Origin of the sequence: Halomonas sp. Y3 (assembly GCF_024137965.1) — a bacterium.
GTDB lineage: Bacteria > Pseudomonadota > Gammaproteobacteria > Pseudomonadales > Halomonadaceae > Halomonas > Halomonas mongoliensis.
In genome coordinates, this window is record NZ_CP099975.1 from 429,344 (window position 1) to 453,106 (window position 23,763).

At 70.0% G+C, this 23,763-nt stretch carries 25 protein-coding genes and 1 tRNA gene; 10 read left to right on the forward strand and 16 right to left on the reverse strand.

The genetic code is table 11. The annotated features are described in order from the left end of the window. Window positions 1-37: 37 nt before the first annotated feature. Window positions 38-817, reverse strand: coding sequence for a peroxide stress protein YaaA (yaaA, locus tag NHL60_RS02045; RefSeq protein WP_253448324.1), 780 nt, complete (start codon window positions 815-817; stop codon window positions 38-40). A 100-nt stretch (window positions 818-917) separates the two neighbouring features. Beyond that, entirely contained in the window at window positions 918-1,949 is a 1,032-nt protein-coding gene (locus NHL60_RS02050; protein ID WP_253448327.1) for an NADP(H)-dependent aldo-keto reductase, read from the reverse strand. A gap of 254 nt (window positions 1,950-2,203) precedes the next feature. Here NHL60_RS02050 and NHL60_RS02055 point away from each other — a divergent pair, with 254 nt between their 5' ends. Both NHL60_RS02055 and NHL60_RS02060 read left to right on the forward strand, forming a co-directional pair. Continuing rightward, window positions 2,204-2,719, forward strand: coding sequence for a tetratricopeptide repeat protein (locus NHL60_RS02055; RefSeq protein ID WP_253448330.1), 516 nt, complete (start codon window positions 2,204-2,206; stop codon window positions 2,717-2,719). A gap of 69 nt (window positions 2,720-2,788) precedes the next feature. Then, the gene (locus NHL60_RS02060; protein WP_253448333.1) at window positions 2,789-3,289 is read left to right on the forward strand and encodes a hypothetical protein; all 501 of its coding nucleotides are present in this window, start codon (window positions 2,789-2,791) and stop codon (window positions 3,287-3,289) included. Window position 3,290: 1 nt separating this feature from the next. Here the strand turns inward: NHL60_RS02060 and NHL60_RS02065 are convergent, their stop codons facing one another. The 8 genes from NHL60_RS02065 to NHL60_RS02095 all read right to left on the reverse strand — a co-directional run bounded on the left by NHL60_RS02065 (window position 3,291) and on the right by NHL60_RS02095 (window position 7,273). Then, window positions 3,291-3,839, reverse strand: coding sequence for a TIGR00730 family Rossman fold protein (locus NHL60_RS02065; protein ID WP_253448336.1), 549 nt, complete (start codon window positions 3,837-3,839; stop codon window positions 3,291-3,293). 124 nt (window positions 3,840-3,963) lie between these two features. Continuing rightward, complete coding sequence (locus NHL60_RS19545; protein WP_301271085.1) at window positions 3,964-4,086, reverse strand: hypothetical protein; 123 nt, start codon at window positions 4,084-4,086, stop codon at window positions 3,964-3,966. Beyond that, a complete protein-coding gene (locus tag NHL60_RS02070; protein WP_253448339.1) occupies window positions 4,076-4,663 on the reverse strand; it encodes a DUF501 domain-containing protein in 588 nt (195 codons plus the stop codon). Before NHL60_RS02070 ends, NHL60_RS19545 begins: the two co-directional genes overlap by 11 nt. Further along, window positions 4,635-4,961, reverse strand: a complete 327-nt coding sequence (locus NHL60_RS02075; protein ID WP_253448342.1) for a hypothetical protein — start codon at window positions 4,959-4,961, stop codon at window positions 4,635-4,637. Before NHL60_RS02075 ends, NHL60_RS02070 begins: the two co-directional genes overlap by 29 nt. 81 nt (window positions 4,962-5,042) lie before the next feature. Further along, on the reverse strand, window positions 5,043-5,513 hold the full coding sequence (ybaK, locus tag NHL60_RS02080) for a Cys-tRNA(Pro) deacylase (protein ID WP_253448345.1): 471 nt from the start codon (window positions 5,511-5,513) through the stop codon (window positions 5,043-5,045). Beyond that, entirely contained in the window at window positions 5,510-5,917 is a 408-nt protein-coding gene (locus NHL60_RS02085) for a thioesterase family protein (RefSeq protein ID WP_253448349.1), read from the reverse strand. The genes ybaK and NHL60_RS02085 overlap by 4 nt, the downstream gene beginning before the upstream one ends. 73 nt (window positions 5,918-5,990) lie before the next feature. After that, window positions 5,991-6,803 carry a hypothetical protein gene (locus NHL60_RS02090; protein ID WP_253448352.1) on the reverse strand — a complete coding sequence of 271 codons (813 nt, stop codon included), beginning with the start codon at window positions 6,801-6,803 and terminating at the stop codon, window positions 5,991-5,993. Between the two features lie 35 nt (window positions 6,804-6,838). Further along, complete coding sequence (locus NHL60_RS02095; protein WP_253451941.1) at window positions 6,839-7,273, reverse strand: hypothetical protein; 435 nt, start codon at window positions 7,271-7,273, stop codon at window positions 6,839-6,841. A gap of 42 nt (window positions 7,274-7,315) precedes the next feature. On the opposite strand from NHL60_RS02095, the gene NHL60_RS02100 reads away from it, so the two are divergent. Continuing rightward, window positions 7,316-8,524 (forward strand): MalY/PatB family protein, encoded by a 1,209-nt coding sequence (locus tag NHL60_RS02100; protein ID WP_253448355.1) that lies wholly within the window; start codon window positions 7,316-7,318, stop codon window positions 8,522-8,524. Window position 8,525: 1 nt separating this feature from the next. Here NHL60_RS02100 and NHL60_RS02105 read toward each other — a convergent pair whose 3' ends face one another. After that, the gene (locus NHL60_RS02105) at window positions 8,526-9,458 is read right to left on the reverse strand and encodes a tetratricopeptide repeat protein (protein ID WP_253448358.1); all 933 of its coding nucleotides are present in this window, start codon (window positions 9,456-9,458) and stop codon (window positions 8,526-8,528) included. A gap of 153 nt (window positions 9,459-9,611) precedes the next feature. After that, window positions 9,612-9,688 (reverse strand) — tRNA-Met (locus tag NHL60_RS02110). Window positions 9,689-9,874: 186 nt separating this feature from the next. On the opposite strand from NHL60_RS02110, the gene phbB reads away from it, so the two are divergent. After that, window positions 9,875-10,621, forward strand: coding sequence for an acetoacetyl-CoA reductase (phbB, locus tag NHL60_RS02115; protein ID WP_253448361.1), 747 nt, complete (start codon window positions 9,875-9,877; stop codon window positions 10,619-10,621). A 111-nt stretch (window positions 10,622-10,732) separates the two neighbouring features. On the opposite strand, the gene NHL60_RS02120 is transcribed toward phbB, so the two are convergent. Beyond that, complete coding sequence (locus NHL60_RS02120) at window positions 10,733-13,513, reverse strand: DUF349 domain-containing protein (protein WP_253448364.1); 2,781 nt, start codon at window positions 13,511-13,513, stop codon at window positions 10,733-10,735. 267 nt (window positions 13,514-13,780) lie between these two features. On the opposite strand from NHL60_RS02120, the gene minC reads away from it, so the two are divergent. From minC to sbcB, 4 genes are all read left to right on the forward strand, one after another. Next, complete coding sequence (gene minC / locus NHL60_RS02125) at window positions 13,781-14,527, forward strand: septum site-determining protein MinC (RefSeq protein WP_253448367.1); 747 nt, start codon at window positions 13,781-13,783, stop codon at window positions 14,525-14,527. A gap of 58 nt (window positions 14,528-14,585) precedes the next feature. Continuing rightward, a complete protein-coding gene (gene minD / locus NHL60_RS02130) occupies window positions 14,586-15,404 on the forward strand; it encodes a septum site-determining protein MinD (protein ID WP_253448370.1) in 819 nt (272 codons plus the stop codon). Further along, entirely contained in the window at window positions 15,401-15,661 is a 261-nt protein-coding gene (gene minE, locus NHL60_RS02135; protein ID WP_253448374.1) for a cell division topological specificity factor MinE, read from the forward strand. Before minD ends, minE begins: the two co-directional genes overlap by 4 nt. 62 nt (window positions 15,662-15,723) lie before the next feature. Next, window positions 15,724-17,211 (forward strand): exodeoxyribonuclease I, encoded by a 1,488-nt coding sequence (gene sbcB / locus NHL60_RS02140; protein WP_253448377.1) that lies wholly within the window; start codon window positions 15,724-15,726, stop codon window positions 17,209-17,211. Window positions 17,212-17,366: 155 nt separating this feature from the next. Here the strand turns inward: sbcB and NHL60_RS02145 are convergent, their stop codons facing one another. After that, window positions 17,367-20,162, reverse strand: a complete 2,796-nt coding sequence (locus NHL60_RS02145) for an insulinase family protein (RefSeq protein ID WP_253451944.1) — start codon at window positions 20,160-20,162, stop codon at window positions 17,367-17,369. 100 nt (window positions 20,163-20,262) lie between these two features. Then, entirely contained in the window at window positions 20,263-20,937 is a 675-nt protein-coding gene (locus NHL60_RS02150) for an SOS response-associated peptidase (protein WP_253448380.1), read from the reverse strand. A 171-nt stretch (window positions 20,938-21,108) separates the two neighbouring features. Between NHL60_RS02150 and NHL60_RS02155 the strand changes: the two genes are divergently transcribed. Together NHL60_RS02155 and NHL60_RS02160 are read left to right on the forward strand one after the other, a co-directional pair. Beyond that, complete coding sequence (locus NHL60_RS02155; protein ID WP_253448383.1) at window positions 21,109-21,726, forward strand: TetR/AcrR family transcriptional regulator; 618 nt, start codon at window positions 21,109-21,111, stop codon at window positions 21,724-21,726. Next, on the forward strand, window positions 21,723-22,445 hold the full coding sequence (locus tag NHL60_RS02160; RefSeq protein WP_253448386.1) for a 1-acyl-sn-glycerol-3-phosphate acyltransferase: 723 nt from the start codon (window positions 21,723-21,725) through the stop codon (window positions 22,443-22,445). The genes NHL60_RS02155 and NHL60_RS02160 overlap by 4 nt, the downstream gene beginning before the upstream one ends. Before the next feature lie 3 nt (window positions 22,446-22,448). On the opposite strand, the gene NHL60_RS02165 is transcribed toward NHL60_RS02160, so the two are convergent. After that, the gene (locus tag NHL60_RS02165) at window positions 22,449-23,720 is read right to left on the reverse strand and encodes an HlyC/CorC family transporter (RefSeq protein ID WP_253448388.1); all 1,272 of its coding nucleotides are present in this window, start codon (window positions 23,718-23,720) and stop codon (window positions 22,449-22,451) included. Window positions 23,721-23,763: the final 43 nt, after the last annotated feature.

A 23,763-nucleotide genomic window follows, 5' to 3' on the forward strand; every position in this document is an offset into this window, starting at 1 on the left:
CGGCGATGGAGGGCGCGCTCTGTGCTCCTGAAGCGAGTCAGGCGGCGCCTTCCGGGCGGGTAAAGACCAGGGTGTCGCCCTCGCTCATGGCCGGGCTGTAGGCGTAGCCGGCGACGTTGAAGTCCTTGAGGTCCTCCGGGTCGTCCAGGCGCTCGCGGATCATCCAGGCCGCCATCAGGCCCCGGGCCTTCTTGGCGTAGAAGCTGATGATCTTGAGCTTGCCGTTCTTCTCGTCCTTGAAGACCGGAGTGATCACCCTGGCCTTGAGTGCCTTGGCGTCGATGGCCTTGAAGTACTCGTTGGAGGCGAGGTTGACCAGCACCGGGCTGCCGCTCTCGGCCACGGCGTCGTCCAGGGCCTGGGTCAGGGCGCCCTTCCAGAAGGCGTAGAGATCCTTGCCCGCCGGGTTGGGCAGCTTGGTGCCCATCTCCAGGCGGTAGGGCTGGATCAGGTCCAGGGGGCGCAGCAGGCCGTAGAGGCCGGAGAGGATGCGCAGGTGCGCCTGGGCGAAGGCGTTGTCGTCGTCGCTGAAGGTTTCGGCGGCGAGCCCTACATAGACGTCGCCCTGGAAGGCCTGGACGGCGGGCTTGGCGTTGTCGGCGGTGAAGGGCGTCTGCCATTCGCCGAAGCGGGCGGCGTTGAGGGCGGCCAGCTTGTCGCTGATGCCCATCAGCTCGCTGAGCCGCTGAGGGGAGTAGTCGCGCAGGATCTCGATCAGCTCGCGGCTGCGGTCGAGGTAGTCCGGCTGGGTGTGGATGGCGGTGGTGGCCGGGGTCTCGAAGTCCAGCGACTTGGCGGGCGAGATCACGCTCAGCATGGGGGCGCTCCTGATCCGAGGTAAGTGCTGCCGAGTATATCAAGAGCGCGGTACTCCCGGGGCTATGGCGGCGATAGCCCCGGGGCGAGGGGGCCGGACCTCAGGGGGCCGGGTTGGGCTGGCGCCGATGCACCGCCTCGATGGCCTCGAGCACCTCGCTGTCAAGCCGGAGCCCCTCGCTCTCCAGGTTGCTCTCGAGCTGCTCCATGCTGGTGGCGCCAATGATGTTGCTGGTCAGGAAGGGGCGCGAGTTGACGTAGGCGAGCGCCATCTGAGCCGGGGCCAGGCCGGCATCCCGGGCGATCTGCACGTACTCGGCGGCGGCGGCCTCGGCCTCGGGGTTGGTGTAGCGCTGGAAGCGCTCGTAGAGGGTCAGGCGCGCCCCCTCGGGTCGAGCGCCGCCCAGGTACTTGCCGGAGAGCACCCCGAAGGCCAGCGGCGAGTAGGCCAGCAGGCCCACCTGCTCGCGGTGGGCAATCTCGGCCATCCCCACCTCGAAGGTGCGGTTGAGCAGGCTGTAGGGGTTCTGCACCGAGGCGACCCGGGGCAGACCCAGGGTCTCGGCCAGGTGCAGGGCGCGCATCACCCCCCAGGGGGTCTCGTTGGAGAGCCCGATGGCGCGCACCTTGCCGGCGTCCACCAGCTCCTTGAGGGCGGATAGGCTCTCCTCCAGGTCGGTGCTCTGCTCCTCCTCGTCATGCTCGTAGCCGAGGCGGCCGAAGTAGTTGGTCTTGCGGTCGGGCCAGTGCAGCTGATAGAGGTCGACGTAGTCGGTCTGCAGGCGCTCGAGGCTCGCGTCGACGGCCTGGTGCAGCTGCTCGCGGCTCAGTCGCGGACCGCCGCGGATATGGTCGAGGCCCGGCCCCGCCGCCTTGGTGGCAATGATCACGTCGTCGCGGCTGCCGCGCTGCTTCAGCCAGCTGCCGATATAGGCCTCGGTGCGGCCCTGGGTCTCTGCCTTCGGCGGGACCGGGTACATCTCGGCGGTATCGATGAAGTTGATGCCGAAAGCCACGGCGCGGTCGAGCTGCTCATGGGCCTCGGCTTCGCTGTTCTGTTCGCCGAAGGTCATGGTGCCAAGGCACAGGCGGCTGACTTCGATGCCGGTGGTGCCCAGCGGACGCGTCTGCATTCTCTCTTTCCTCTTGCCGGGTGCCCTGAAGGGTAGGGGCATGGGGTAAATGCATGGAGTAAAGGCATGGTAGGGGAGGCCGGCGGGGGCGGCAAATCCCCCCGGGGTTGAGTCCCGGGCGGGGCGGGCGTATGCTGGCCGCCGCTTGCGCGCCCCAGGATCTCGGGGCGTTTTGCTTTCGCAGATGACAGACGCCGTGCACAGGGTGGTGCCGGGTGTCTCCACCTTGCGTCAACAGGACTCGGTTACTGGCCATGACACAGGCATCATCACTGTTCACCCGGCTCGAATACCGCCTGGCGGAGCAGCTCTTTCATACTCGTTGGCTGCCGCGCTCTCCGCGCACCCAGCGGCTGACCATGCATCTCTTCCAGCGCTGCGCCGAGGCCGGCCATCCGGTGGCGCTCTCGGTCTATGGCCATATGCTCTTCCACCGCGGCCTGACCCCCCAGGACAAGGCCCGCGGCGCCCGCTACGTGCTGGAGGCGGCCCAGGCCGGCGACCTGCGCGCCCAGTACCAGGCGGGCCAGATCCACGAGCACGGCTGCGCCCTCTATCCGCGTCGCGACGACCATGCGGTGACCTGGTATGCGCGGGCCGGGGAGGCGGGACATCCCCTGGCGGCCCAGCGCCTGGCCCGCGCCTACCGCGAGGGGCAGCTGGGGCTGCCGGTGGACGCCGAGCGCGCCGCCCACTGGCAGCGCCGGGCCGATCAGGCCCTCGATCTCGGCGAGGCGCTGGACAGCGGCGAAGCCGAGACGCGACACTAGCCCCTGGCCGCCGGCTGGCGGCTGGCGGCGTCCCCTTTTCCCGTAACGGCCTCGAGGAGCCGCGCTCTCGTGACGCTACCGACACTGCTCGACATCGAGGCGTCCGGGTTCGGGCGCGGCAGCTATCCCATCGAGGTCGGCCTGGCCCGTCCCGACGGCAGCCATTGCGCCTTCCTGATCCAGCCCCTCGAGGAGTGGACCCACTGGGATCCCAAGGCGGAGCTGCTGCACGGCATCAGCCGTGCGCGGCTCCGGCGCGAGGGGCATCCGGTGGTTCAGGTGGCGCGCTGGCTCAACGACGAGCTGGGCGAGATCGGCATCTGCTACAGCGACAGCTGGGGGTATGACAACACCTGGCTGTCGCTGCTCTTCCATCACGCCGGCATGCTGCCGGCCTTTCGGCTCGAGGCGCTGCGCCTGCTGCTCAGCGAGAGCCAGCTGGCGCTCTGGAAGCAGACCAAGGAGGCGCTGATCGAGGAGCTGGGCATCTGCCGGCATCGCGCCGGGGAGGATGCCCGGCTGCTGCAGCTCACCTATCAGCGTACCCGGGAGCTGACCGGCCAGGCGTGACTCATCGGCCCAGCCGGGCCTCCAGCAGGTCCAGCAGCTCCGCCGGCTCGGCGGCATCCAGCAGCTCGTCGCGGGTATGGGCGTTGAGGAAGCCGTGTTCCACGGTGCTGTCGAGGAACTCCAGCAGCGGGCGGTAGAAGCCGTCACAGTCGAGCACGCCGATGGGCTTGTCGTGCAGCCCCAGGTAGTGCCAGGTCCAGGCCTCGAAGAACTCCTCCAGGGTGCCGATGCCGCCCGGCAGCACGATAAAGGCGTCGGCGTGGGCGGCCAGGCTGGACTTGCGCTCGTGCATGTTACGCACCCGAATCAGCTCGGTCAGCCCGTGGTGGGCCTGCTCCCTTGCCACCAGGTGGTCCGGCATCACGCCGATCACCTCGCCCCCCGCGGCCATGGCGGCATCCGCCATGGCCCCCATCAGGCCGATACGGGCGCCACCGTAGACCAGGGTATGGCCGCGGCCGGCCAGCTCGCGGCCCAGGCAACGGGCCGTTTCGATGAAGCGCGGGTCGTTGCCTTCCCTCGCCCCCAGATAGACACAGAATCTCGGCATGCTCTTCTCCTTGGCGGGTGCCCTATCCTCGCCTCGCGAGGGGGTGGTCGCAAGTCCTGCGGGGCGCTCCAGAACGCCGAAGGGCGCCATGATGGCGCCCTTCGTGGCGGTCTGCCGCGGCGGCTCAGCGTGCGCCTTCGGCGTCGCGCTTGATGGCCTGGCGCAGCAGCTTGATGCCGACGCCGGTGATCACGATCATGCTGGCGATCAGGACGAGACTGGCAACCACATGGGTATCAAGGTACATCGGGGGCTCCTTGGTCGGTGCATTGTGGGTCAGGGGGGGAAAGGGGTCGGGCACCGCCGGGCAGGCAGTCGGCCACGCCGTACTCGGCGTCCATCCACCGGCCGATGACGTTGTCACCGCACAGGTGGTGGGCGTACTGGGTGTGCAGGCAGCGCACCTGATCCCAGTTGGCGATACCGCCGATGCCGCGCTCGGTCAGCACGCCATCATAGCCCAGCCGCATTACCTCAGCCTTTTGTGCCTCGCTCATATGGCGCCAGCGGGCGGCCACATAGTCGCGGTGGCTGGCATGGTAGGCGGCGAGAAACTCGGGCTCCTCCTGCAGGCGGGCCTCGAGCCGCTTGATCACGCCGACCGCCTCTATGCGCGAGATCTCCACCTTGAGCCGCTCCGAGCAGAGCCAGTAGAGGGTCGGAAAGGGCCTGCCGTCGACGATGGGCGCCATGCGCAGCACCAGCGGGGTGCCCTCGCTGTCGGTGGCCGCCACGGCCTCGAGGCCGCGAGGCGCACGCCCCAGCTGGGCGGTGATGATCGCCAGCTGGCGCTCGTCAGGAGTCTGATCGGTGCGGATCACCATCGTCGGGGTCCCGTAGAAACTTGTTGGACTGGCCGACGGCCAGGAAGAAGGCGCGGTTGAGCTGCTCGGGGGTGGGCACATAGCGCCACTCCCGCTCGCAGTACTCCGCGGCCCGGGCCATCAGCACATCGTGGAGTCGATTGAACGGGGCATCATAATCGTAGGGGTCGGCGCCGAACAAGCGGATGTGGGGATAGTCGGCGAAGCGCTCGACGAAGTAGCGGATCAGGTCGGCCTCCACGGCGCGGTGGCGGGCGACGTTGTCGGGGTCCAGCCAGAGGGTGTAGCGAATGGCCATGCCGGGCTCCTTCGGGGTGGGTGGCCGGCGCTGCCGGAAAGGGGGTGCCTGGGGCTGAGACAGGTGCGGCGGCCATTCGGCTCAGCGCCGGGCCAGCGGCGTCAGTCGGGCGCCGGTGAGGCGCACCAGGTCGGCGGGGGCCAGGCGGATCTCCAGGCCGCGACGGCCGCCGCTGACGTGGATCGCGGGCAGGGGCTCGGCGCTGGCGTCCAGGAAGGTGGCCAGCCGGCGCTTCTGCCCCAGCGGGCTGATGCCGCCCACCAGGTAGCCGGTGGCGCGCTGGGCCTCATCGGCCTCGGCCATGGCGGCCCGGCGGGCACCGGCGGCCCGGGCCAGGGCCTTGAGGTCGAGCCGGCCCGAGACCGGCACGATGGCTACCGCCAGGCGGCCGTCGTCGAGCCTCGCGAGCAGGGTCTTGAACACCTCGTCGGGAGAGAGCCCAAGCGCCCGCGCCGCCTCCTCGCCGTAGGCGGGGCTGCGCGGGTCATGGGCGTACTCGGCCAGGGTGAAGGCGATACCGGCCTTCTCCAGCTGCTTGATGGCAGGGGTCATGCGGTGGCGGGCTCCTCGCGGACGTGGGCTTCCAGCGCCTCGCGCAGCTCGCCCTCGATGGGTACGGCCCTCTTGGCCTGGTGGTCGAAGTGGACCATCACGGTGCGGCCGATGTTGGTCATCCGGCCCTCCTGGTGGGCCTCCTGGGTGACGGTGAAGGAGCTGTTGCCGAGCCGGGAGACGTAGGTGCGGATCTCGATCTCGCTACCGTACTGGAGTTCGGCGAGGTACTCCACCTCCATGCGGGCCATGATCAGCCGCCACTGGCGCGGGTCCAGGTCCGGGGTGAAGAGCCGGAAGAGGTCGTTGCGGGCCAGTTCGAACCAGGCGGGCAGCCGGGTGTTGTTGATATGGCCCAGGGCATCGGTGTCGTAGAAGGCGGGCTCGACGGTGCGGGTGAACATGGCGGGGGCTCCTTGTTGTCGTTTCGGTTGTTGTGATCCGGGCAGGACAGCTTTGCCCCAAGCAAGTGCTTGGTCAAGTTCGCGCGGTGCGCCTGCCCTGCTGCCATGCCTGCAGGCGGGTCCAGCCCAGCAGCCAGAGGGTGGCCACGGCGAAGCCGGCCAGGGTGCCGAGGCCCAGCCCCAGCACCGGGTAGGCCAGCGACACGCAGAGGGTGTAGCTGAGCAGGGAGCCGAGACCCGCCGGGTAGTGCTTGATCACCGTGGCCACCGGGCCGGGGCCGTGGGTCAGATGCAGGATCACCAGGAAGGGGAACATGGTGACCGGGAAGGCCGCCATGACGCCTGCCCAGGCCGCCGGCAGGACGTGGGCGAGGCCGGTGATCACGAAGATGATGGCGGCGGCGAGCAGGGCGCGCACGCCCAGTGCCGCCCAGGAGAAGCGCCCGCCGGGGCGCGCGGCGCTGTCGGGCACCCGCCGGTAGAGCCAGGTGAAGAGCAGGATGGCCGCCAGGGTGGTGAGGGTGCCGGTGAGGCGGTCGAACCCCACCCGGGTGAGCAGCAGGCTCACCGCCAGGAAGGCGGCCAGGCCCGCGGCGGTACCGGCCAGCACCCCGGGCAGGCCCGGGCGGCGCCCCGCCAGCAGGTAGCCGCCGCCCAGCGCCAGGGTGGCGGTGAAGCCGGCCAGGGTGTGCACCGCGCTCTCGGCGGCAAACCCGGTGGAGAGCTCCAGGCCGATGAAGAAGAGCGCGATGGCGGTGCCCAGCGGATAGCCGGCCAGCAGCCCGGCGACCCGGGGGCTGACGCGCACGGCGATGGCGCCGAGGCCCAGCACCATGCCGATCGAGACCAGAAGCTTGGCCAGCTGCCAGCTCAGGGGAACGTCCATCCTGTCTTCCTTGTGTGGTCGTGTAGGGCCGGGAGTCAGATCAGCCGCAGGCCCTGGCGGTCGTGCCAGGCGGCCTTGAGAGCGGCGGCCAGGGGCTCGCGCAGGTGGTCCGGCAGAGCGGCGTGTGCGCTCTGGTGGTCGGCGAAGTCGCGGTTGCGCAGCCAGCAGTAGGCCCAGGCGCAGGCCTCGTCGTCGCCTCGGGGCTTGGGCCGTGCCGGCATCTGGATCAGCAGGAAGGCGGCGGTGCGGGCCGCCCAGAGCGGCACGTCGTCGCCGGCCTCCGGGGCGCTCCAGGCGTCAAGGGTCGCCCCCTCCGGGGTCGCCGCCGGCTGCCCCAGGCCGGCCACGCGGGCGGTCTCGGCCAGGATCAGCGCCAGGCGGTCGGGCTCGCCCTGGCCCAGGGCGAGCCACTGGCCGATCAGGGCGGGCAGGCCGCGGCGTACCTTGGCATAGAAGTCATCCTGGGGCATCGTCTTGGTCATCAGTGATCCCGATCATCGAGGAGTAAGCGCATGGCCTTCGATTTTGCCACGCCCGTGGAGCGGCGGCACCCCGGCGCTGGCCTGCAACACGGTGGGCCGTCCAACAGGCCGTCCAACTGGCCGTCCCAGAAGTGGCACCGCTACGGCGAGGAGGTGCTGCCGCTGTGGGTCGCCGACATGGACTTCATCTCGCCCCCGGCGGTGCTCGAGGCGCTGCGCGCCCGGGTCGATCACGGGGTGTTCGGCTACGGCCTGGTGCCGGACTCCCTGCGCGAGACCCTCTGCGCCTGGAGCGAGCGCCACTACGGCTGGCCCATCGAGCCTGACTGGCAGCTGTGGCTGCCCGGCGTGGTGCCGGCGCTGCATCTGGCCAGCCTGGCGCTGACCGAGCCGGGCGACGGGGTGCTCACCGTGACGCCGATCTATCCGCCCTTCCTGCAGGTGGCCGAGCGTACCGGGCGCACGCCCCAGCAGGCGGCGATGGCCGAACCCGCGGCCCCGGGCGAGCCCTGGCGGCTCGACCTCGCGGCACTGGAGGCGGCGATCACCCCGCGCACCCGGCTGCTGCTCTGGTGCCATCCCCACAACCCCACCGGCCGGGTCTGGCGTCGCGACGAGCTGGCCGGCCTGGCCGAGCTGGTCGAGCGCCACGGCCTGTACGTGGTCTCCGATGAGCTGCACTGCGACCTGCTGCTGGAGGAGGGGGCGCGCCATGTGCCGCTGGCGGTGGCCTTTCCGGAGCTTGCCGCGCGCACCCTGACCCTCTGGGCCCCCTCCAAGACCTTCAACCTGGCCGGGCTCACCACCGCCTGCGCGGTGATTCCCGACGCGACCCTGCGGCGGCGCTTTGCCGCCGCGATCAAGGGGCTGGTGCCGGACGGCAACGTGCTGGGGCTGGTGGCGGCCGAGGCGGCCTACGGCCAGGGAGACCCCTGGCGCCAGGCGCTGCTCGAGGTGCTGCGCAACCATCGCCGGGCCCTGGCGGAGCGGGTGGCCCGCTGGCCGGGCGTCACGATGAGCGCGCCCGAGTCCACCTACCTGGCCTGGCTCGACCTGCGGGAATCCCCGGCGCTGGCCGGGGAGGACTCGCCCCAGCGTGCGCTGCTGGAGCGTGCCGGAGTGGCGCTCTCCGACGGCGCCGACTTCGGCTGGCCGGGGTTCGCCCGGCTCAACTTCGGCACCACGGCGACCCAGCTGGAAGCGGCGCTGGCGCGGCTGGATGGGGTGCTGGGCGGGTAGCTCAGTAGAGCAGGGCGAACAGCTTGCGGCGGTAGGTGACCGTCAGCGGGTGGTCGGCGCCCAGGGCGTCGAAGACCCGCAGCAGGGTCTTGCGGGCGGCATCGTCGCCCCAGGCGCGGTCGGCCTTCATCAGCGCCAGCAGGGCCTCGAGGCCCGTCTCGTAGTCGCCGTCGGCGACGCTGCGCAGGGCGCGCAGGTACTGAGCCTCGCTGTCGTCGCGATCGCCCAGGGCGGCCAGCGCCTCGGCGTCGGGGGCCTCCTCGCCGAACTCGATGCTGGCGCGCACCCCGCGGGCCGGCGCGGCGTCGCGCTCCTCCGGGGGCAGATTGTCGAGCAGGGCGCGGGCGTCGGCGGCGCGACCCTCGGCCACCAGGGCCCGGGCCAGCTCCACCTGGTAGGGGTAGTGCTGGGGGTTCTGCTGCGCGAGCTCTTCGTAGAGGGCCCGGGCCGTGGCGGCATCGCCGGCGGCCAGCGCCTCGGCGGCCTGCTCCTCGGGGCTGGCCGGGGCATCTTCGGGGGCCGGGAAATAGCGGCTCAGCCATTCGCGGATCTGCTTCTCGGGCAGGGCGCCCTGGAAGTGGTCGACCAGCCCGCCCTGGCTGATCAGCTTGACGTCCGGGACCGAGCGCACGCCGAGCTGGGCGGCGATCTCCTGATTCTCGTCGATGTTGAGCTTGGCCAGCAGGAAGGTCCCGCGATATTCACGGGCCAGCTTCTCCAGCACCGGCATCAGGTTCTTGCAGGGCTCGCACCAGGGCGCCCAGCAGTCGAGCAGCACCGGCACCTGCATGGAGAGCTCCAGCACCTGCTGGATATTGCCGGCGTCGACGTCGAAGATCACCTCGGGCATCGAGGCGTCGGCGGCTTGGGCGGCTTCGCTGGTGGGGGTGTCGGCGGCGAGAGGCTCGCCGGTGCGCGGATCGACGATGGGCATGGTCGGGGTTCCCGGGATCGAGTGGATGTGTCCAAGAGATGCGGGTGACGAGGGCGGGATTCAAGGGGACGTGTGGAAAACGGGAGGGAGTCGGCGAGGGGGGATCGCCCACGAAAAAGCCGGCTCCCTGAGGAACCGGCTTCTTGCGATGTTTGGTAGCGGGGACCGGATTTGAACCGATGACCTTCGGGTTATGAGCCCGACGAGCTACCAGACTGCTCCACCCCGCATCAACGTGAGGCATATTCTACAGGGATTACCCCTTTAGTCAAGAGGCGTGTTCAAACGCTCGTCCCGGCAGCGGTTCCTGGTCCATACTCGGTCGGGTTGTCATCAAACTGGCAACGTTCCACAGAACAATTGGTGACCCGGCCCAGCCGGCCGGGCACAGCGTCATGACAATCAGGGAGGTTACAATGGCCAACAACGCAATCGTTGCTTGGGTGACCGGGGGAACCGGCGGGATCGGCAGTGCAATCTGCCGCTCACTGGCCGATGAGGGCTATCAGGTGGTCGCCGGCTACCATAACCCGGAGAAAGCCAAGAGCTGGCTCGAAGCCCAGAAGGCGGATGGCTACAGCAACATCGATATCGCCGGCGTCGACCTGGTGGACTACGAGGCCTGCGTCAGCGGTGTCAAGGAGATCGAGGCGAAGCACGGCCCGATCGGGGTGCTGGTCAACTGTGCGGGCATCACCCGCGACGGCACCATGAAGAAGATGACGCCCGAGCAGTGGCACGAGGTCATCGACACCAACCTCAACAGCGTCTTCAACACCTGCCGCAGCGTGCTCGATTCCATGCTGGAGAAGCAGTACGGCCGGATCATCAACATCTCCTCCATCAACGGCCGCAAGGGCCAGTTCGGCCAGGTGAACTACTCGGCCGCCAAGGCGGGCATGCACGGCCTGACCATGGCGCTGGCCCAGGAGACCGCCACCAAGGGCATCACCGTGAACACGGTGTCGCCGGGCTACATTGCCACCGATATGATCATGAAGATCCCCGAGAAGGTGCGCGAGTCCATCCGCGAGACCATCCCGGTCAAGCGCTACGGCAAGCCGGAGGAGATCGGTCGCCTGGTGGCCTACCTGGCCCACGAGGAGTCCGGTTTCATCACCGGTGCCAACATCGACATCAACGGCGGCCAGTTCATGGGCTGATCGTCCGGCTCTCTGCCTCCCTGGCCACCGATCGGCCAGGGAGCAGCCGCCATCCCGGAAGCGCGAGGTGACCCCTCGCGCTTCTGTTGTTCTGGCCTAAGGGTTCTGGCCTCAGGGCGGCGGCAGGCGGGTCAGGCGCTCCAGCATGCGGTCGAGCTCGCCCACCTCACGGCTCCACAGTTCGGGGGGCACCGGCCCCGTGGCCAGCAGGTCACGCAGTACGCCATGCACCTCCTCGGCCCGGGAGAGCTCGCGGCCGAGGTTCTCGTTGAGGCGCTCTACCTGGATCGCCAGGCGAAGCGGCTCGTCTCGATGGCTGACGCTGCCCACCGCCAGCAGCGAGAGGTGCACGCGTACCCGGGCCAGGCGCTCTTCCACCTCCTCAACGCCCGGTGGATCCTGGCGGGCCGCATTGCGCCTCCGGTGGGCGCTACGCATGTCGTCGTCCAGGGCGAGGCCTTCCGGCAGCGGCACCTCGCCCGGGGGGCCTCCACCCAGTCGCTCGGCATCGGCCTTGAGGTGGGCGAGCAGCAGCGGCTGGGTATCGCGCCAGGCCCGGACCTCCTCGATCACGGCGAGGCGCTCTAGGCGTTCGCGACGCGCACGAATGATGCCCGACCAGCGGCGCCGCATGCCCTCGGTGCGGCGGCCGCCGGGGAGTGGCTCCAGCGAGGCCGCTTCGGCGATGGCGGCATCCAGGGTCCCTTCGTCACTGCTGCCGGCCGGCTGCCAGGCATCCAGGCGGTCGATCAGCGCCTGCATGGCGTCGAGGCGCTCCCGAGCCTGTCGGGCACGGCTGTCTCGCTCGGCCTCGCGGGAGGCGAAGACCTGGTCGCACAGGTGGCGAAACTCTCGCCATAGCGCCTGCTCCTCCCCCCTGGGTGCCCGGCCCAGCTCGCGCCATTGGCGCTGCAGGGCCTTGACCTGCTCGGCGCGGCGCGCCGGTGGCCCCTCCTGGGCGAGCAGGCCGCGGGCCTGCTCGATAAGCTCGCGTTTGGCTTCGGCGATCTCCCGGGCGCGGCCGTCGATCAGCGCCTGGAGGGCGTGGCGGATGCGCCCGAAGCGGCGGCCGATGGCCTCGGCCCGGTCACGGGGTACCGGTGAGGCGCGTCGCCACTGGTCCCGGGCGCGGTCGCGGATCTCGCGCAGGGCATCGGGGTCGGCGCTTTCCGCCGGCTGGGCAAGCAGGGTCTCGAGCTGCTCGCAGAGGGCTTCTCGGGTGGCCAGGTTGGCCTGGCGCTCCTCGTCGAGCCGGGTGCGCCAGGGAGCCAGGCGTTCGTGAATACGGTCGGAGGCGGCGCGGAAGCGGGTCGCCAGCTCGCGGTTGGCGGCGGCGTCGCCCAGAGCCTTCCACTCCTTGATCAGCTGGCGGTGGCGGCGGTCCAGCGGCGCATCGGCCACGCTCTGGTCGTCGGCGAGGGCCTCGATGGCCTGAAGCAGCTGGTCGCGCTTGGGGCCGGCGACAAAGCTGCGCCAGTCGCGCAGCTCGGCCAGCCTGGCACCGAGCTGCCTGAGGCGCGCTTCGTGGGGGCGGCGGCTGGCGGGGGCGAGCGACTCGGCGGCCTGGCGCAGGCGCTGATGGAGACGGCTGGCGCCCTTGAAGGCGCCTCGCTCCAGCAGCTGCTCCAGTTCGTCCAGCTCCTTGCCCAGGCGAGCGGCCTGCTCTCCCTCGTCCTCGCTGCGGGTCGCGCGTCGCTCCAGCTGCTGTCGTGCCCGCTGCAGCAGCGGCGCCGGTGGGAGCTCCTCAGGCCACTCCAGAGTCTCTACCAGGGCGCTGAGGCGTTCGTCGTCGCCGTCGGTCAGGGCGCGCTGAAGCTCCGTGCTGCGCTCATCGAAACGTACCCAGCTCTGGCTGACCCGGTCGAAGCGTTGACGAGCCGTATCGTAGCGATGGCGCAGCTGCTCATCGGCCAGGTGGTGGTCGGAGAAGGCCTGCCAGCGGTGCGCCAGCAGCTGCTTCTGGGCGCGCAGGCTGGCGATATCCTGAGCCGTGACAACTTCGCTGCGGGCCAGGGCGTCGAGGCCCTCCTCGAGGGCCTCGATCAGGGCCTCACGGGCCTGGTCGGCGCTCTCGCGGCGTGCCTCGGCGGCCTCGCTGGCGCGCTGCTGAGCTTCATGGTCGCCGACCACCTTGCGACAGCGCAGGCAGGCGTCCTGGTAGCGCCGCTCCTGGGTGGCGTCGGGCTGGTCCTTGAGGGAGGCCCACTCCCGCATCAGGTGGCGAAAGCGGCCGGCATAGAGGGGCTCCCAGGGGGCGGCAGCATGCCGTTCCAGGTCGCTCAGCAGCGCCTCGCGCTGCTCTCGGGCGGCGGCCAGCTCCGCGGCATCGGCGCGCAGCCGGTTCAGGCGCTCCCGGGCCTGGCGCATCACCTGGCGGTCGCGGCGGGCCTCCTGGGCCAGCCGGGCCAGCCCCTCCTCGCTCTCTACCCTGGCAGCGGCGGCATGGCGCACCGCGGCGATGCCGTTGTCGCAGGCCTGGCGGATCAGCGCCTGTTCGTCCTGGAGCCTGGCCAGGGCGGCCAGGCGCAGCTGCTGGTTGTCGCCGTTCAGGCAGAGCTCGGCCAGCAGGGCGGGGGCCTCGATTCGCTCGACCAGGGCGATTCGCTGGTCCAGCTCCGTGCTTCCCTCCCGTCCGGCCAGCAGGGCCACCAGGCGCTGGGTAAGCTCACGGGAGGCGCCGCCGCTCTGGTAGAGCCCCAGCAGGGTTTCGGGGCTATCCAGATGGCTCAGGGCGGCGGCGCGCACCTCGGGGGCCTCGTCATGGGCGAGCCGCTCCAGGGCCTGGCGGTGGTCGTCACGGCTGGCGTCGAGGCGCGCAGCGGCCTGGCAGCGTACTCGAGGGTCGGGGTGCTGCCAGCGGGGAGCGAAGAGGCGACGAAAGAGTCCGGACATGGGCGATCCTGATAAAGGGCGCATCACGCACCGGGACGCGCCGGCCTGTTGTTGTCGTGCAGTCTAGCCTGGCAAGGGCCTTGGACGAAGGTCGTGCCGAGGCTCAACCGGTATCTAAGCATGCGCTGCCGCTGGGGAAAAGTCCGGACTGTGGCCAACTGGAGACACTGACAGGGGCGTGCCGCTGGGCGTATCATCAGTTGCAGGGGGAGTGGGACTCGCTTAGCTTTGATTTCTACCCCGACCAACACCGAGTGGAGTTCGGCAATGAGCCTCAACGTGGACAGGGATAGCCTGGCCTTTACCTTCAAGGGCGGCATGCTGCCGATGATGGTCATGGAACTGACCAGCGCCGACCCGGAGCAGATTCGCGACCAGCTCGCCGGCAAGCTCAGCCAGTCGCCGGCCTTCTTCCAGCACACGCCGGTGGTACTCAGCGTCGAGAGGCTCGATGAGCCCCACCTGGCCCTGGAGCGGATCTGCGCGGTATGTCGCGCCCACAAGCTGCTGCCCGTCGCGGTGCGCGGCGGGGCCGACCCGGTCAAGCAGTCCGCCTGGGCGCTGGGGCTGGGCTGGTTCCCGCCTCTCGATGCGGGTCGCCCCCGCTCCCTGGAGAGCGTGGCCCCGGTGGAGCCCGACGCCTCGATCGAGGAGGGGCCGCTGGCCTCCCCCCCCGGGGTCGGCAGCGGCGGCAGGATCTTCCGCGGCACGGTGCGTTCCGGCCAGCAGGTGACCGCCCCCGAGGGCGACCTGGTGGTGGTAGGGGCCGTCAATGCCGGCGCCGAGGTGCTGGCCGCGGGCAGCGTGCACGTCTACGGCGCCCTGCGCGGCCGCGCCCTGGCCGGTATCCACGGCGATCCCCTGGCGAGCATCTTCTGCCGTGAGCTCCACGCCGAACTGCTCTCGGTGGCCGGCAACTACAAGCGTCTCGAGGATGTCGACCCCTGCCTGCTGGGCAGTGCGGTGCAGGTACGCCTCGACGGGGATCAGCTCGGCATCACCGCGCTCTCCTGAGTCCTCGGCGGACCGGGCGCTACCCCAATACCATTCAACGACAGACAGGAAGCGACTCTTGGCCAAGATCATCGTTGTGACCTCCGGGAAGGGAGGCGTCGGCAAGACAACCAGCGCGGCAGCCATCGCCACCGGTCTGGCGCTGCGCGGCAACAAGACTGCGGTCATCGACTTCGACGTGGGGCTGCGCAACCTCGACCTGATCATGGGCTGCGAGCGCCGGGTGGTCTATGACCTGGTCAACGTGATCCAGGGCGAGGCGGGGCTCAGCCAGGCGCTGATTCGCGACAAGCGGGTCGACAACCTGCATATCCTTCCGGCTTCCCAGACCCGCGACAAGGATGCCCTGACCCTGGAGGGCGTGGAGAAGGTGCTCGAGACCCTGGCCAAGGATTTCGACTTCATCCTCTGCGACTCCCCGGCGGGGATCGAGCGCGGCGCCCAGCTGGCCATGTACTTCGCCGACGAGGCGATCGTGGTCACCAACCCCGAGGTCTCCTCGGTGCGCGACTCCGACCGCATCCTCGGCCTGCTCGCCTCCAAGACCCGGCGCGCCGAGCGCGGCGAGGAGCCGATCAAGGAGCACCTGCTGATCACTCGCTACAACGCCTCGCGAGTCGACAGCGGCGATATGCTCAACCTCGAGGATATTCGCGAGATCCTGGCCATCGACCTGATCGGCCTGATCCCGGAGTCCGAGGCGGTGCTGCGGGCTTCCAACCAGGGGATTCCGGTCACACATGACGCGAACAGCGATGCCGGCCAGGCCTATAACGATACGGTAGCGCGCCTGCTGGGTGAGGAGGTGCCCCTGCGCTTCCACGAGTATCAGAAGAAGGGCCTGCTGAGCCGCATGTTCGGAGGAGGTCGTCGGTGAAACTGCTTGAATTCCTGAAGCGAGAGCGCAAGAAGTCTGCGTCGGTCGCCAAGGAGCGGCTGCAGATCATCGTGGCTCACCAGCGCAGCCAGCGGGGGCAGCCCGACTACATGCCCCTGCTCGAGAAGGAGCTGCTGGAGGTGATCCGCCGCTACGTTCAGGTGGATGATGATGCCATCAACATCAGCCTGGACAGCGAGGACAACTGCTCGGTGCTGGAGCTCAACGTGACCCTGCCCAAGGGGTCCCCCGGCTGAGTGCAGCGCGGGGCTGTGCTAGGCTGTGGCCTCCATGCTGATTCGCCGGAGAGACCTTGCCCATGGCGCCGCCTGACGCCCCGCAGACCTTCCTGTGGCACGACTACGAGACCTTCGGTGCCGACCCGCGCCGGGACCGCCCGGCCCAGTTCGCCGCGATTCGCACCGACGCCGACTTCAACGAGGTGGGCGAGCCGGTGGAGTGGTTCTGCAAGCCCGCCGATGACTTTCTGCCCCATCCCCAGGCCTGTCTGATCACCGGCATCACGCCCCAGCAGGCCCGCCGTCGCGGCCTGCCCGAGGCGGAGTTCGCCGGCCAGATCGAGGCGCTGATGCGCGCGCCCGGCACCTGCGCGGTGGGCTACAACAGCCTGCGCTTCGATGACGAGGTAACGCGTCACCTCTTCTATCGCAACCTCATCGACCCCTACGCCCGGGAGTGGCAGAACGGCAACTCCCGCTGGGACCTGATCGACGTGGTGCGCGCCTTCCACGCCCTGCGCCCCGCCGGCATCGAGTGGCCGACCCGCGATGACGGCGCCCCCAGCTTTCGCCTCGAAGACCTGACCGCGGCCAACGGGATCGCCCACCAGGGCGCCCATGACGCCCTGGCCGACGTGCGCGCCACCATCGCCCTGGCCAGGCGCCTGCGCGAGGCCAACCCGAGGCTCTTCGACTACCTGCTGGGCCTGCGCGGCAAGCGCGCGGTCGGCAAGCTGATCGACGTGGCGGGGCGCAAGCCGCTGCTGCATATCTCGCGGCGCTATCCGGCCAGCCGCGGCTGCGCCGCCCTGGTGGTGCCCCTGGCCGAGCACCCCACCAACCCCAACGGGGTGATCGTCTACGACCTCTCCGTGGATCCGACACCGCTGTTCGACCTCTCCGCCGAGCAGATCCGCCAGCGGGTCTTCGTCAGCAACGACGACCTGGCCGAGGGGGAGACGCGAATCCCTCTGAAGGTCGTTCACATCAACAAGTGCCCGGCCCTCTTCCCCGCCTCGGCGCTCAAGGACGTGGAGGGGCCCCACCGGGGCGAGCATGGCGAGATCGTGGCGCGGCTGGGGCTCGATATGGCCGCCTGCCGCGAGCACTGGAAGCGGCTGCGGGAGCATCCGGAGGTGGCGGCCCGGGTGGCGGAGGTGTTTGCCGCCCCGCCGCCGGCCGGGCCCGAGGACCCGGACCTGATGCTCTATGCCGGCGGCTTCTTCTCGCCGGCGGACCGCCAGCAGATGCAGCGGGTGCGCGACAGCGACCCCTGGGATCTGGTGGGAGCGCGCTTCGCCTTTCAGGATCCGCGTCTGGAGGAGATGCTCTACCGCTATCGGGCGCGCAGCTATCCGGAGACCCTGGAGGGCGAGGAGCGTGCCCAGTGGGAGGCCTATCGCTGGGCGCGCATGAACGACGGTGCCGTGGCCGGCCTGACCCTCAAGGGGTTCGCCCGGGAGATCGAGCGGCTCAACCAGGTGGCGCTCGGCGATCGTGAGCGCCAGATCCTCGAGGAGCTGGTGATGCATGTGGAAGCGATCATGCCCGCCCAGGCCTTCGATTGATCCCCGTCCGCCGCCCCCGAGATGAAAGCGCCCGGCCATAGGCCGGGCGCTTTCGCTGTGGCGCTGTCTCGAGGGCTGTGGCGCTGTCTCGAGGGCTGTGGCGCTGTCTCGAGGGCTGTGGCGCTGTCTCGAGGGCTGTGGCACTGCCTCGAGGGCTACTCCTCGGCTTCCGGCATCGGCTCCAGGTGCTGGGCGAGGGCCAGGACGTCGTCCGGCTCGGCGCCCGGGTCGAAGGCGACCCTGGCCACCGCCGCCCGACGCAGCTCGGGCCACAGCGCACGCAGCTCGTCGGCGCCGACCGCCAGGGCCCGTTCGGCGAGCCGCTCGCGGCGGTCGAACTCCACGTCACCGAAGGACATCGCCTGCCAGAGGCGGCCGGCGCGGCCGGACAGGCTGGTGTCGCGCCGGGTCAGGCGGTCGTGGACCGCCTGGCGATAGGGCGCCAGGGCCTCGTCCTCCAGGCCGGCCAGGGTGGCCTCGAAGTCGTCGAGGAAGGCGTCGATGCGCGCCTCGATGGCGTCGCTTTCGGTGTCCGGTGACTGCACCAGCAGGGCCAGCCCCGGCGCGTCGAGCATCGGCGAATAGCCGGCGTGGACCACGTAGCCGAGCTGCTCCTCGGTGCGCAGGCGCTGATAGAAGGGGGTGTCGATCAGCTGGCCGAGCACCGCCAGCCGTGCCTGGCTCTCCAGCGTCCGGTCGGGCCCCTGCAGGTAGCGCAGCACCACCGACTCCTCGCGGCTGGTGTGGGGAGTCAGGCTCGGCAGGTCGGCGTCGGCGCGCAGCGGGGTGAGGTCTGGAATGGCCGCTGCCGCAAGGCTCGGCGCCAGGCGGTCGGCCACCTGCCTGCCCAGCGTCTCGGCCTGCTCGGCCGCGAGGTTGCCCACCGCCATGGCCTCCAGGCGCAGCTCGGCCAGCAGGGTGTCGCGGAAGTCGCGCAGGTCCTCCAGGGTCAGCTCGCGACTGGCGTCCAGCAGGGCGGCGCTGGGCCACTGGGGACGCACCAGGGCCTCGGCAAGGGTGCGGCCGGCCTGGCGGTGCAGGGCGGCCTGGGGGGCGTTGCGCCACTCTCGCTGCAGGCGATAGCGCACCCGCTCGAAGCTGGCGGGCTCGATCTCGCCGCTCTGCAGCTGCTCCAGCACCCGCTCCACCATGCGCTCCTGGCGGTCCCGCCAGCCGGAAAAGGAGAGCGTGATGCCCCGGGCGTGGGCGTAGGCCTCGAAGTGCTGGCCGGCCAGGCGCGCGGGGTAGAAGGCCTCGTTGAGGCTGTCATCCAGCCAGCCGGCGAGCAGGCGGGCCAGGGCGGCGTCCCGGGCGGAGCTGGCCGCGCCCGGGTTCTGCAGGCTGAAGCGCCACTCCACCTTGGGGGTGCTGAAGCTGGCGTCTGCCATGTGCCAGAGGTCGAAGGCGGACTCCTCCACCAGCCGCCGCGGGCGCTCGTCCTGGGTGTCGAGCAGCTCGAGGTCGTCGGCGATATAGGGGTTGGCCGGCGGCAGGGCCAGGCCGGCGAGCGCGGGGGCCTCGCCGCCGTGGTGATCTTCCCGCTTCCCAGCCTTGTCTTCAGCCCAGGGGGCGTGGAACCAGGGGGAGCTCTCTTCGCCCTCCACGTCCGGTGCGCTGTAGAGACGGATCAGGTTGTCGGGGACGAGGGCGTCGAGGTAGGCCTCGCTGCGCTCGCGGTCGAAGCCCTCCATGCGGTAGGCGGCGTACTGGACGTCCTCCACCGGGAAGCGCGAGAGGTTCATGGCGAGCCGCATGGCGCCCTGCAGCGGGGAGCCGTGCTGCTGGAAGCGGAACTCCTGCTCGGCGAGGCTCGCCTTCTCGTCGTAGCGCCACGCCTCCAGCCCTGCGTCGCGGATCAGCTCGATGGCGGCGAAGAGGGTCGCCTCGATGGCATCGCGGGCCTCGGCGCCATCCGGCGTCAGGCTGACGTTCACGCTGAACAGGGCGTGCTGGCCGTCGCCCCGGGAGACGCCGGCGGAGAGGCCGTCGGCCCAGCCCGCCTCGCGCAGCAGCGCCAGCAGGCTGCCGTCCCCCTCGTGGCCCAGCAGGTGGGCGATCAGGTCCGCGGGCTTGTGGCGATACTCGGCGATGGGGTCGGGGATCGGGAAGAGGAAACGCAGCTGGCGGCTGTCGCGCACGGACTGCAGGGCGACCCGCCGGGGCAGCGTCTCGGACCGCGCCAGGGGCGCGGAGATCTCCGGTATTGTCAGTCCGCGGTCGGGGATGGCGGCGAAGCGCTCGGCCACCAGCGCCTCCAGTTCGTCCAGGTCCTGCGGGCCGATCAGCGCCAGGTGCATGACGTTGGCGTCGTAGTGGCGCTCATAGAAATCGATCACCCGCTCGCGCAGGCTGGGTTCGCCCTCCGGGCGGTCGGCCAGGGTCTCGCGGCTGCCCACCGAAAAGCCGGTGGTGGGGTTCTCGGGGTTGAGCAGCAGGTTGAGCACGTCGTTCTCGCGGCGGGCGTCGTCGCGGATACGCGCCATGTACTCGGAGTGGACGATATTGCGCTCGCTCTCCAGCTGGTCGGCGTTGAACAGCGGCGAGATGAAGAACTGGCTGAAGCGGTCCAGGGCCCCTTCCAGGGCGGCCGGGTCGATATCGAAGAAGTAGTTGGTGTCCTGGGGGGCGGTGAAGGCGTTGTGGCTGCCCCCGTGGCGCGAGATGTAGCCCTGGTAGGCGTCGGCCTCCGGGAAGGGCTCGGTGCCAAGGAACAGCATATGCTCCAGGAAGTGGGCCAGGCCGGCGAGGTCCTCCGGGTCCTGGGCGCTGCCCACCGAGACGTTCATGGAGGCGGCCGCCTTGTCGGCCTCGGGGTCGCTGACCAGCAGGACGGTGAGGCCGTTCTCCAGGCCCAGCACCCGATAGTCTCGAGTGTCGTGGGGGCTGACCAGCGGCGTGGTCACCTCGGCGACGGGGTCGGGGCGTGCCTCGGCCAGGGCGGGGCCGGCCATCAGCAGGCCGGCGGCCGCGACCAGGCCGCAGCGGTGTGTGATCGGGGTGCGGGACATCCTTTCTCCTGATGGGGCTGGGCCCAGGTCAGGCGCATCGGCGTCACTCCGGCTGACGCAGCATGGGGCCGACCGGATGGGCGCAGGTGGCGTCCTGATGCGCGGGGTTGTTCACTCGTCTTGATACCGGGAAAGCGCCCAACAGTTCCCCGGGTGCCGGTTTCAGCAGGGCACGTACCTCTGTCAGGGGCGTCTGAGGGTCGAGCCAGCGGCGTGCCTGGTCCGGGGCGATCACCGCCGGCAGGCGGTCGGTCAGCGGCGCCAGCAGGGCGCTGGTGGGCACCGTGATCAGCGCCAGGGAGTCGGTGTGTTGCGCCAGGGTGGTATGGAAGCGGCACCAGAGGCCGGCCAGCAGCAGCGGGCCACGATCGACCCGGGTGATCAGGAAGGGCTGCTTGAAGCGCGGCTGTGCCTTCCAGGCGTAGATGCCGCTGGCGGGGACCAGGCAGCGCCGCGCCTGGAAGGCCTCCCGGAACATCGGGCGCTCCTCAAGGGATTCGGCCCGTGCGCAGTGGGGGGCGTGGTCGAGCACCTCCAGCCAGGGCGGCGTCAGCCCCCAGAACAGCCGGCCCAGCCGTGGCCTGCCCGCCTCCAGACGGATCGCCGAGAGCATCTGCCGCGGTGCCAGGTTGGGGCTGGTCAGCAGGGGGGCGTCGATGGCCAGCTCCGGCAGCAGGTGCGGCAGGTCGATGGGGGCGATATGGAGTCGTCCGGCCATGGGGGCTCCGCAGGCGCAGGCAGTGGGTCGCTCAGGGTACCCAAGGGGAGCGGGCGAGGAAAGGGGTATCGAAAACAGTGTTCGATCTGCGCTATCCTAGTGCATCAGATTGGCGCCACTCTGCGCCGACCCTGCCTTTGCAACCGCCCGCTCGAGGCTCGTGAGGAATCGATGGCCCGTCCCAGACAGCATGCCCCCGAGGCGCTCCATGCCCAGGTGATGGCCGCCTGCGATGCCTGGCTGCAGGACAATCCGGTGCATACCCTCTCCCTGCGCGCCTTGGCTCGGGAGGTGGGCTGTGCCCCAAGCACCCTGCTCAAGCTCTACGGCAGCTTCAACAATCTGCTTCAGCACGTCAATATCGAGACCCTGGCGCGACTGCGCGAGGTGATCGAGCCGTTGACCAGCCAGGCCACGCCGAAGGAGCGGCTGCGCGCCCTGGCCCGGGCCTACTGGCAGTTTGCACAGCGCGACGCCTACCGCTGGCAGCTGCTGTTCGACTACCCCCTGGCCCAGGAGGGTGAGCTGGACCAGCGCCAGACGGATATGATCGAAGGGCTCTTCCTGCGGGTGGAGGCGACGCTCAAGGAGTACCAGCCGGCGCTGGGGGATCTCGAGGCGCGCCGCCTGGGGCGCACCCTCTGGGGCAGCGTCCATGGCCTGGTGCTGCTGGGGCTCAACGAGCGCCTGGGCTACTGGCAGGGCCAGCAGCTGGAGGTGGGCGAGCTCCTCGACCAGCTGCTCTGCACCATCCTGGCCGGGCTCGAAGCGAGGCCTGACGCCACGTGAGCGCGCTGCTGTGGGGGGCGCTGGCCGGCCTGGGGCTGGCGCTGATTGGGTCGGTGGCTCGCCGTCCGCGTCCGGTGGTGCGCTGCCTGGTGCACCTGCTGGTGCGCCTGCTCTATCGGCTGCGGCTGAGCGGTACCGAACACCTTCCCTCCCGCGGGGCCGCGCTGGTGGTCTGCAATCACGTCAGCTTCATGGATGCCCTGGTGATCGGCGGCGCCAGCCGCCGCCCGCTGCGCTTCCTGATGGACAAGCCCATCTACGATTCGCCCTGGCTCAACTGGCTGTTTCGGCTGGTGGGTGCCATTCCGGTGGAGTCGGAGCGCCGTGATCCGGCCAGCGTGCGCCGAGCCCTGAACGAGGTAAGCCGTGCCCTGCGCGAGGGGGAGGTGGTGATGCTCTTCCCCGAGGGGCGCCTGACGCCGGATGGCGATATCCATGCCTTCCGCCGGGGCATCGAGTCGATCCTGGCCCGGGACCCGGTGCCGGTGATCCCGGCCGGGCTCTCGGGGCTCTGGGGCTCCTGGACCTCGCACAGTCACGGGCCGGCGCTCAGCCGTCCGCCGCGGCGCTTCCGGGCGCGGGTGGCGCTCTACTTCGGTGAGCCGCTTGCCCCGCAGCAGGCTCGTCGTCAGGTGCTGGAGTCTCGCGTCAGGGAGCTCAAGGCCGACGCCGACCGCTTTGCCGAGCCGGCGGTGGCCACGGCGCTGCCGCGGCGCTGAGCGTCAGCGCCGCCGCGACACCTGCCAGCAGCGCGCGGCGGTGATCAGGTTGTCACGCACCTCGAGGATCTCCATGCGCACGCTGCCTACCTGCAGGCAGGCGGGGCCGTCGGGGAAGGCCTCCAGGTGCTCCAGGATCAGCCCGTTGAGGGTCTTGGGGCCATCGGTGGGCAGCTGCCAGCCCAGCGTCTTGTTGATGTCGCGAATATTGGCGGTCCCGTCGATGAGGTGGCTGCCGTCCTCCTGGCGGTGGATCTCCTGCTCCATGCCCGCCACGTCGGTGGTGAACTCGCCGACGATCTCCTCGAGGATATCCTCCAGGGTCACCAGGCCCTCCACGTCGCCGTACTCGTCCACCACGATGCCGATGCGCCGCTTCTGCTTCTGGAAGTTGAGCAGCTGGGTGTGCAGCGGGGTCGACTCGGGAATGAAGTAGGGCTCCCTCGCCTCCTGGACGATGGCGGCCTTGGTCACCTCGCTGCGGGAGAGGAAACGCGCCGCATTGCGCAGGTGCAGCATGCCGATGATGTTGTTGATGTCGCCCTTGTAGACCGGCAGCCGGGTGTGCTGGCTGGTGCGGATCTGGGTCAGGATCTCTTCCAGGCTGTCATCCAGGTCGATGCCCACCACCTCGTGGCGGGGCACCATGATGTCGTTCACGGTGACGTTCTCCAGGTCGAGGATCGACAGCAGCATCGCCTGGTGGCGCTGGGGAATCAGGGTGCCCGCCTCGTGCACCACGGTGCGCAGCTCGTCCCGGGTCAGGTGGTCGCCGCTGCCGTCGATGCTCTTCACGCCGAGCAGCCTGAGCAGGCCGTTGGAGATGACGTTGACCAGCCACACCAGCGGGTAGAGCAGCTTGAGCAGCGGCTCCAGCACCCGGGAGGCGGGGTAGGCGATGCGCTCGGGCGTTACCGCGGCATAGGTCTTGGGCGTGACCTCGGCGAAGATCAGGATGGTGATGGTCAGCAGTGCCGTGGCCACCGCGGGGCCGGTCACCTCGCCGAAGTAGTGGATGGCGATGATGGTGGCGATGGAGGCGGCCAGGTTGTTGATGAAGTTGTTGCCGATCAGGATCACGCCGATCAGGCGGTCCGGGCGGGCAAGCAGGCGTACGACGCGCTGGGCGCGGCGCTCTCCGCTGTTGGCCTGATGGCTCAACCGGTAGCGGTTGATCGACATCATGCCGGTCTCGGAACTGGAGAAGAAGGCGGAAAGGCAGATGAGCAGGAAGAGCAGGCTGAACAGCAATCCCAGCGGGAAGTCGTCGCTCAAGTCGAAGGGTCCTCGTTGCGTGTCAGGCCCGATTTGACGGGAG